We start from the raw sequence: 7,167 nt of genomic DNA on the forward strand, positions 1-7,167 counted from the left end.
ACGAAGCCGGGGCGGCAGCGTCGCGACGCGAGGGATCAGGGCGCGGGTTCGTCATCGGACGTCGATCCAGCGCCGGCCCTCGCCCTCGCGTTCGAACACGCGCCAGTCGCCGGCACGACCGCACAGGCCGTACACGAAGGGCTCGCGCCCGCGGCCCGGCGTCGCGAAGCGCAGATCGCGGAAGGCGGCGCAGACCTGGCCGGCGGTGTCGTACTCGACATGGTCGAGCACCGGGAACATCGCGAACCAGCGGAAGAAGGCGAAGTCCTCGGCCTGCCACACCTTCTGTGCCAGCTCGCGGCCGTCGCCGTTGCCGAAGCGCTCGGCCACCTCCCATTGCGCCATCGGCACCGGCAGGTAGGGCGCCGAAAAGCGGCGGATGAAGCTGTCGCCCTCGCCCGCCACCAGCGGCTCGCTGCGCCGGGTGTTGATATGGGCGTAGTGGTAGCGCTCGCCGTCGAACACGATCGCCGTCCAGTTGAAGGGCGAAGCCGGCCGCGGTGCGGCATCGACCTCGAGCGCCTCGATGCCGTTTGCCGTGGCATAGGCGCGCGCGACATCGATCGCCTCGCTGCGTCCGAGCGCCCCCACGCCGACCCAGCCGGCGAGCAGCACCAGCGCCAGCGCCGACGGCACCCGGCTCGTGCGCCACAGCGCGCTCGCCAGCAGGCCGGCGAGGATGATGCCGGTGAAGGGCAGATCGATGATGAAGGTCGTGCCCCAGCCGAAGCGGTGGTCGGAGAACGGCGCCAGGATCATGGTGCCGAACTGGGTGATGAGGTCGCCGAGGATGTGCACGAAGATGGCCGCGCACACCACCAGGTAGAAACTGCGCCAGCCCGCCCCCGGCCTGCCGCCACGGGCCCAGAAACGCGCCAGCAGCCAGGCGATCAGCAGGCCCCACAAGGGCAACATCACGAGTGAATGGGTGACGCCGCGGTGCCCGCGCAGGTAGGTGAGCTCGGACACCCAGCCGAGGACGAAGTCGAGGTCGGGGAAGGTCGCCGCGATCGTGCCGGCCACCACCATCTGCCACACGGGCGGCTGCACGCCCGCCGCTGCCACGGGCGCGGCGCCTGCTGCGATGGCGGCAGGCGCGCGGCGGCCCGCGAGCACGCGGCCGACCAGCGCGCCCGAGAGGGCATGGGTCAAGGTATCCATCAGGTCCTGGGGAATGCTTCCTGTCTAGTGATCCGCCGCCTGCGCCCCCGGCCAAAGGCGGGAAAGCGCCGGCAGCAGCGCGCGCCAATCTGGCACCGAGCGCGTATCGACGACCAGGGCGCGCTCGAGTTCCCCCTTTTCGAGCACCTCGCGCGCCACAAGTTGCGCCTCGAGCACCGCAATGTCCGCCTCGGAGGCGTCGCTGCCTGCCTCGGCGCGGCGACGCACCCGCTCGCGCAGCACCGCCGGCGGCGCATCGAAGGCGAGGATAACGAAGGGCACGCCGAGCGTTTCGGCCAGCTCGGCAAAGCCGAAGCGCTGCGCCCGTTTCAGGAAGGTCGCATCGACCAGCACCGGATAACCGGCCTCCACCCCCGCCAGCGCGAGCTCGCCCAGGCGCGCATAGGTGAGCACGGTGGCCTCCGCGGAGTAAAGGCCGGCATGCAGTGCCGACCCGCTCGCCGCCTCGGCGTCGAGGCCGAACAGGCGCTTGCGCTCGACGTCGGCGCGCACGCGGATCACGCCGCAGGTCTCGAGCAGCGGCTGCGACTGGCTGCTCTTGCCGGCACCCGAGACGCCGCAGGCGATGAGCAGCGCCGGCGCTGCCCGCTCCGCCTGCGCGCTGGCGAGCGCCAGGTAGCGGCGACATTCGGCCAGGCTCTCGTCGCGCGCCGCCGCATCGAGCTGGGCAGCGCGGATGGCCGCGACCTTGGCCCGCACCATGGCGCGGTAGCTCAGGTAGTAGGGCAGCACGCGCAGACCTTCGTAGTCGCCGCTGCACTCGAGCCAGGCGTTGAGGAAGCGCCAGCCGAGGTCGGCGCGGCCGCGGGCCTGCAAGTCCATGACGAGGAAGGCGATGTCGGCGATGACGTCGGTCCAGCGCAGCTCGGCGCTGAACTCGATCGCGTCGAACAGGCGCGGCTCGCCATCGAGCACGATCAGGTTGCCCAGATGCAGGTCGCCGTGGCATTCGCGCACCCGGCCGGCCGCCCGCCGTGCCTCGAAGACCGGACGCAGGACCGCGAACTGCGCCTCGGCCCAGGCCTGCGCGCGGGCGAGTTCGGCCAGCGCGGCCGGATCCTTGATGCGCGCACGAACCTGCTCGAAGTTCTGCCGCACCGGCGCATGCACCGCGTCGGCATGACCGAAGGCCGCGTCCGCGCCGGCCACCTCGGCCGCCGCATGGAAGTCGGCGACATGACGGGCAAGGCGGTCGCACAGCGCCGGGCTGAGCTGGCCCTGCTCGAGCCGATGGGACAGCAGCGCCGACTGCTCGAAGCGGCGCATGCGCACCAGATAGTCGATCGGCGCCGCAGTCGGCGCCGGCTCATCGCTCGCGCCGGGGACCAGCGCGCTGCCCAGCCGCGGCGCCTGCGGCGTGCCCAGCACCGGCACCACCGCCTCGTACAGCTCGGGCGCCGTGCGCCGGTTGAGGCGCAGCTCGTCCTCGCACGCTGCACGCCGGCGCGCCAGCGTGCTGAAGTCGAGGAAGCCGAGGTCGAGCGGTTTCTTCAGTTTCCAGGCATGGTCGCCGGCGAGCAGGACCCACGAGATGTGGGTCTCGATCAGCTCGACCCCGCGCGCCGAGTCCGGCAGCACGCCGGGCTGCATGAGTTGCCGTACCAGTCCGTCGTCGCCGTGCATCTGCGCTCTCCTCCCCATTCCCGCCGCCATGGTAGCGGACAAGGCGGGCGCAGGATCGGCAGGGCCCGCCCCCGGCCAATACCGGCTCAGGCCGGCCGCGCCGAATACTCGAGCAGGAAGGCGTTGGCCGGCTGTGCGTCGAGCAGAAAGCGCGCCATGTCGTCGACCCGGTCCTTGACCGCGTCCGACTCCAGCAGGCCTTCGAGGTCGGCCTGGGTGATCTCGGTGTCGATCAGGTCGACGCACACCACCCCGAACGACGCGCTCATGTCGCGGTGCAGGAGCGGGAAGCCCGCCACCGCCGAGAGCCGGCGCGGCATCACGCTCAGCTTGGCGCTCGAGATGCCGAAGGCGCGGTGCTCGACAAAGGCCTTGTCGTCCAGGAACACCTTGCCCGCCACGCCCTCGCCGGGGGCGAAGCGCAGGCCGAGCTCGCGGCGGGTGAAGCCGCCGGCGGGCACGGCCGCATAGAAGTAAAGCTGCCCCGGGAATTCGCCCTTGTCGCGGAATTCGTCATCGGGCAGCAACAGGTTGGCGCGGATCCCCTCGAGCCGGCACGCGCGCCCCTGCTCCGTCATGTAGGCCAGCACATCGGCGCGCAGTTGCTCAAGCTGCCCGATCACCGCCTGCAGGACCTCGGGCTCCGCATGCAGCGGCACCCGCCGCCGCCAGACCCGCCGCCGGCTCGCCGGCATGCGCTGCAGCTCGGCCCCGACCCGGTCCAGGAACAGCTTCACCTGGCCGGACAGGACCTGCGGGTCGGGGCGCAGCTGGGGGTGAGGCGCGCACAACTGGGTCAGCAGCTTCTCGACCGCATCGGCCGTCGCCGCGCAGTTCTGGAACTGGGCGAAAGGGCTGCTGCCGACATCGCCGATGCCAAGCAGCAGGCCGAACACCGGCCGCTGATGGCGCATGCCGCGCGCCATGCCGGCCTCGAACAGGATCCACGGCCGCTCGAGGCTGCGCGGCGTGAGCAGGCAGACCACGTCGCTCGCCGCATCGAGCGCATCGACCACCTTGCCGTACCACTCGTCGCCGAAGGCGATGCCCTCGGTGCCCTGCGAATCCGAGGAGCGGAAGCAGCGGATCATGTTCGCCGTCACCGCGCGCACGAGCTCGCTGAACAAGGCCGCCAACTCTGCATCGCGGCTGTCGTGGCTGATGAACACATAGGGCGCCGCCGCAGTGCGGGCGTCGGCGGCAGTCGTGGATTTTCTGGGCATGGTCGGGCCTCGACGGAGGGCAGCGGACAATCAGCGCGAGAAAGCCGCCGGCAGCAGCATGTCGACGGTGAAGCGCTGGCTGGCCTCGCGCGACAGGCACAGCACCTCGGCTTCGGGCTGCATGAACTCGCGCATCACCTGGCGGCAGGCGCCGCAGGGCGTATGGAGCTCTGACGTCGGCGTCAGCAGGTAGAGCCGCAGGATGTCGCGCTCCCCGGCTGCGACGGCCTGGAAGATCGCATTGCGCTCGGCGCAGACGGTGAGGCCGAAGGAGGCGTTCTCGATGTTGGGCGCCGCAAACACGCGCCCCGAGCCGGTCACCACCGCGGCCGCCACGGCAAAGCCGCTGTAGGGGCTATACGAGCGGCCGAGCGCTTCCTCGAGACGCGCTGCCACCTCAGGCGAAAGCCGAACGTCCGTCATGCTGCGACCTCCCGGTTGTGATCGGGCAAGCATCGGCCAAATGCGCGGGCAAGGCAATCGGGGCGAGCGGGAGCGAGTCGGAGCCGGACCGGCGTCATGGACAGCGGCCGCAAAGGGGGCAATGATGCGGGCGATTCACAGGGAGGCCAGCATGAGCACCGGAAAGCGTTTGTCCGACAACCCGCCCCGCGTCGAGAACCTGGCGCAGATGCTGCACTACCAGGACAAGGCCATCGTCAGCCGCATGCTGGTGAAGAACGCCGGCGGCAGCGTCACGCTGTTCGCCTTCGACGGCGGCGAAGGCCTGAGCGAACACACCGCCCCCTTCGATGCGCTGCTGATCGGCGTCGAAGGCCGCGCCGACATCCTGCTCGGCGGCGAGCATCACAGCCTGGGCGCAGGCGAGACCCTGCTGATGCCGGCTAACGTGGCGCACGCAGTCAACCCGCTCGAGCCCTTCAAGATGGTGCTGGTCATGCTGCGCAACGCCGCCGACGCGGGCAAATGAGGGCGCACCGCCCGGGCTTGCATGTCGCCGCGCGGGGGCTATCTTGAACGCATGAGCTTGCGGAACGGCGCCGACACGGTACTCGCCAGCCTCGGCGACGGCACCAACAACGGCTACACCAGCGTGTGGGCGCCCAAACGCATCAACCCGGTGCTGGTGCGCCCTCCACCCCCCCCCCACCCGCCAGGCCCTCCATGAACAAGCGCCACTTCCTCCACGCCGCCCTGCTCGCCGCCGCCGCGCCCGCCATCCCCGCCGCCCGCGCCGCGACCCCGCCCGCCGACGGCCCCACGGTGCTGACGCTGTCCGGCGCCCTCGCCCGCCCCAACCGCGGCGCGCTCGACCCGGCGCTCGACCAGCTAATGAGCAAGCACGGGCTCGCCTTCGACCAGGCGCGCAGCTTCACCTTCGCCGAGCTCGCCGCCCTGCCCGCGATCGAGATCCGTCCGACGCTGGAATACGACGCCCGCGTGCATGCGCTGCGCGGTCCGCTGCTCAGCACCCTGCTCGAGCAGGCCGGCGCCATGGCGGGCGAGACCACGACGCTGGTGCTGCGCGCCTTCGACGGCTACACGGTGGAACTCGGCGCCGCCGACCTGCGCCGGCTGTCGCCGATCGTCGCCACCCACATCGACGGCACGCCGCTCCCGCTCGGCGGACTGGGCCCCCTGTGGGCCGTGCACGACGCCGACCGCATTCCCGAACTTGCGGCCCGGCCGCTTGCCGAGCGCTTCGCGCAGTGCCCGTGGGGCCTGTACTCGGTGCATGTCGTCGCCGCAGGCGGGCGCTGAGCCCCCCTTCAACCTCAAGGAGGCCCCATGCTGGTCAAGAGAAGCAGCGAACGCGAGTGGGCGCCGTCCGGTATTCCGGGCATCGAGCGCAGCCTGTTCCGCAACAACGACGCCGGCGGCCGCGCGTCGGTGATCCGGCTCGAAGCCGGCAGCCGCTTCCCACGCCATCGCCATCAGGGCACCGAGGAGGTGCTGGTGCTCGCCGGCAGCGTGCGGATCTCGGACGAGGGCCTGCTGGCCGGGGATTACCTGTTCACCGAGGCCGGCGAGGAGCATGACGTGCTGGCGCTGACCGACGCGATCCTCTTCGTGTCGTCGCAGAAGGCCACGCAGATCGTCGAGTGAGGGTCCCGGACGGCGGCGGCGGCGCTAGGCGAGCGCGTCGCGATGCACCACCCTTTTCGCGCCGGATCCGAGACGTAGTTCGCGAACGTCATTGGGTCGGACATGCCTGACGGCTTTGCGGGAAGCATAATCGCGGCATCCCCTGCCACGCCGCGAGTCCGCCTTGCGAACCAACCACGTCCTGATCGATTTCGAGAACGTTCACGTGAAGTCGCTCGAGCTGCTCAAGGGCGAGCACTTCCGCGTCATGGTGTTTCTCGGCCCAAAGAACACCAAGCTGCCCGTCGATCTGGTGCTGGCCATGCAGGCGTTCGGCACTCGGGGCGAGTACGTCATGCTCGAATCGCCAGGGGCCAACGCGCTGGACTTCCATGTGGCGTTTCATCTCGGCCGGCTTGCCGCCGAGGACCCGGGCGGCTTCTTTCACATCATCTCGAAGGACACGGGATTCGACCCCCTGATCCAGCACCTGAAGGCGCGCAAGGTGTTCTCGGCGCGATCACCGTCGATCGAGGAGATGCCCTGTTTTCGCGCCGCAAGTCACGTTTCCCCGGCCGCCAGTCCCGCACACGCACCACCGCACGAGCAGCGCGTCGCGGATACGGGCCGGTTCGACGAGCTTTGCAAGATGGCCATCGCGCAACTGGTCGCCATGAAGCGGGCGAGACCGGGCAAGTTGAGCACACTGCACAGCACCATCCAGGCCAAGCTCGGCAAGGACGTATCGGGTTCGACCGTCGACATGGTGTGCTCCGAGCTGGTGAAGCGCGGCCTAGTGAAAGTGGCGGGGCAGCGTCTTGCCTACGCGATTCCGGATTAGCACCGGAAACTCCCGCGCACTGCGGTGACACTCCGGGCAGGTCACGTGCAAGTCGATCCAGTCAATCGTTTGGCCGCACCTCGGCCTCAGCTGCCGGTGCCTTTATGGCGCAGTCAGGCAGCAATGTGCTGGTCACCTGCCGTTCGAGCGTCAGGCGAGGGCGAACGGCGGCTTCTCCATCCTGCCAACTGGAAGTACCGACCCCTATGCGCAGATCCCAACTATGCGCACATACCCTGAGGATCGCAACGC

The 7,167-nt window shown here is 70.1% G+C and carries 10 protein-coding genes; 5 read left to right on the forward strand and 5 right to left on the reverse strand.

Annotated elements, in window-relative coordinates; genetic code table 11:
* Nucleotides 1-51 precede the first annotated feature (51 nt).
* The 4 genes from PLC66_RS21765 to cdd all read right to left on the reverse strand — a co-directional run bounded on the left by PLC66_RS21765 (nucleotide 52) and on the right by cdd (nucleotide 4,451).
* Nucleotides 52-1,161, reverse strand: a complete 1,110-nt coding sequence (locus PLC66_RS21765) for a metal-dependent hydrolase (RefSeq protein ID WP_324544281.1) — start codon at nucleotides 1,159-1,161, stop codon at nucleotides 52-54.
* Nucleotides 1,162-1,185: 24 nt separating this feature from the next.
* Nucleotides 1,186-2,805 (reverse strand): bifunctional aminoglycoside phosphotransferase/ATP-binding protein, encoded by a 1,620-nt coding sequence (locus PLC66_RS21770; RefSeq protein WP_324544282.1) that lies wholly within the window; start codon nucleotides 2,803-2,805, stop codon nucleotides 1,186-1,188.
* An 86-nt stretch (nucleotides 2,806-2,891) separates the two neighbouring features.
* Entirely contained in the window at nucleotides 2,892-4,028 is a 1,137-nt protein-coding gene (locus tag PLC66_RS21775; protein ID WP_324544283.1) for a toll/interleukin-1 receptor domain-containing protein, read from the reverse strand.
* Nucleotides 4,029-4,058: 30 nt separating this feature from the next.
* Complete coding sequence (gene cdd / locus PLC66_RS21780; protein WP_324544284.1) at nucleotides 4,059-4,451, reverse strand: cytidine deaminase; 393 nt, start codon at nucleotides 4,449-4,451, stop codon at nucleotides 4,059-4,061.
* 151 nt (nucleotides 4,452-4,602) lie between these two features.
* Between cdd and PLC66_RS21785 the strand changes: the two genes are divergently transcribed.
* The 5 genes from PLC66_RS21785 (at nucleotide 4,603) to PLC66_RS21805 (ending at nucleotide 6,915) form a co-directional block, all read left to right on the forward strand.
* Entirely contained in the window at nucleotides 4,603-4,959 is a 357-nt protein-coding gene (locus PLC66_RS21785; protein ID WP_324544285.1) for a cupin domain-containing protein, read from the forward strand.
* 51 nt (nucleotides 4,960-5,010) lie between these two features.
* Complete coding sequence (locus PLC66_RS21790) at nucleotides 5,011-5,157, forward strand: hypothetical protein (protein WP_324544286.1); 147 nt, start codon at nucleotides 5,011-5,013, stop codon at nucleotides 5,155-5,157.
* On the forward strand, nucleotides 5,154-5,750 hold the full coding sequence (locus PLC66_RS21795; protein WP_324544287.1) for a molybdopterin-dependent oxidoreductase: 597 nt from the start codon (nucleotides 5,154-5,156) through the stop codon (nucleotides 5,748-5,750). Before PLC66_RS21790 ends, PLC66_RS21795 begins: the two co-directional genes overlap by 4 nt.
* 27 nt (nucleotides 5,751-5,777) lie before the next feature.
* A complete protein-coding gene (locus PLC66_RS21800) occupies nucleotides 5,778-6,095 on the forward strand; it encodes a cupin domain-containing protein (protein ID WP_324544288.1) in 318 nt (105 codons plus the stop codon).
* A gap of 163 nt (nucleotides 6,096-6,258) precedes the next feature.
* Nucleotides 6,259-6,915, forward strand: coding sequence for a PIN domain-containing protein (locus PLC66_RS21805; protein WP_324544289.1), 657 nt, complete (start codon nucleotides 6,259-6,261; stop codon nucleotides 6,913-6,915).
* Nucleotides 6,916-6,976: 61 nt separating this feature from the next.
* Here PLC66_RS21805 and PLC66_RS21810 read toward each other — a convergent pair.
* On the reverse strand, nucleotides 6,977-7,167 hold a 191-nt coding region (locus PLC66_RS21810; RefSeq protein WP_324544290.1), incomplete at its 5' end, for a hypothetical protein.

It is taken from the genome of Thauera sp. (assembly GCF_035444905.1).
Classification (GTDB): domain Bacteria; phylum Pseudomonadota; class Gammaproteobacteria; order Burkholderiales; family Rhodocyclaceae; genus Thauera.

What these genes read in the sequence shown, in the direction of transcription:
- cdd (WP_324544284.1), bottom strand. Translation starts at nt 4,451, where the DNA reads ATGACGGACGTTCGGCTTTCGCCTGAGGTGGCAGCGCGTCTCGAGGAA.
- PLC66_RS21775 (WP_324544283.1), bottom strand. Translation starts at nt 4,028, where the DNA reads ATGCCCAGAAAATCCACGACTGCCGCCGACGCCCGCACTGCGGCGGCG.
- PLC66_RS21800 (WP_324544288.1), top strand. Translation starts at nt 5,778, where the DNA reads ATGCTGGTCAAGAGAAGCAGCGAACGCGAGTGGGCGCCGTCCGGTATT.
- PLC66_RS21770 (WP_324544282.1), bottom strand. Translation starts at nt 2,805, where the DNA reads ATGCACGGCGACGACGGACTGGTACGGCAACTCATGCAGCCCGGCGTG.
- PLC66_RS21785 (WP_324544285.1), top strand. Translation starts at nt 4,603, where the DNA reads ATGAGCACCGGAAAGCGTTTGTCCGACAACCCGCCCCGCGTCGAGAAC.
- PLC66_RS21790 (WP_324544286.1), top strand. Translation starts at nt 5,011, where the DNA reads ATGAGCTTGCGGAACGGCGCCGACACGGTACTCGCCAGCCTCGGCGAC.
- PLC66_RS21795 (WP_324544287.1), top strand. Translation starts at nt 5,154, where the DNA reads ATGAACAAGCGCCACTTCCTCCACGCCGCCCTGCTCGCCGCCGCCGCG.
- PLC66_RS21765 (WP_324544281.1), bottom strand. Translation starts at nt 1,161, where the DNA reads ATGGATACCTTGACCCATGCCCTCTCGGGCGCGCTGGTCGGCCGCGTG.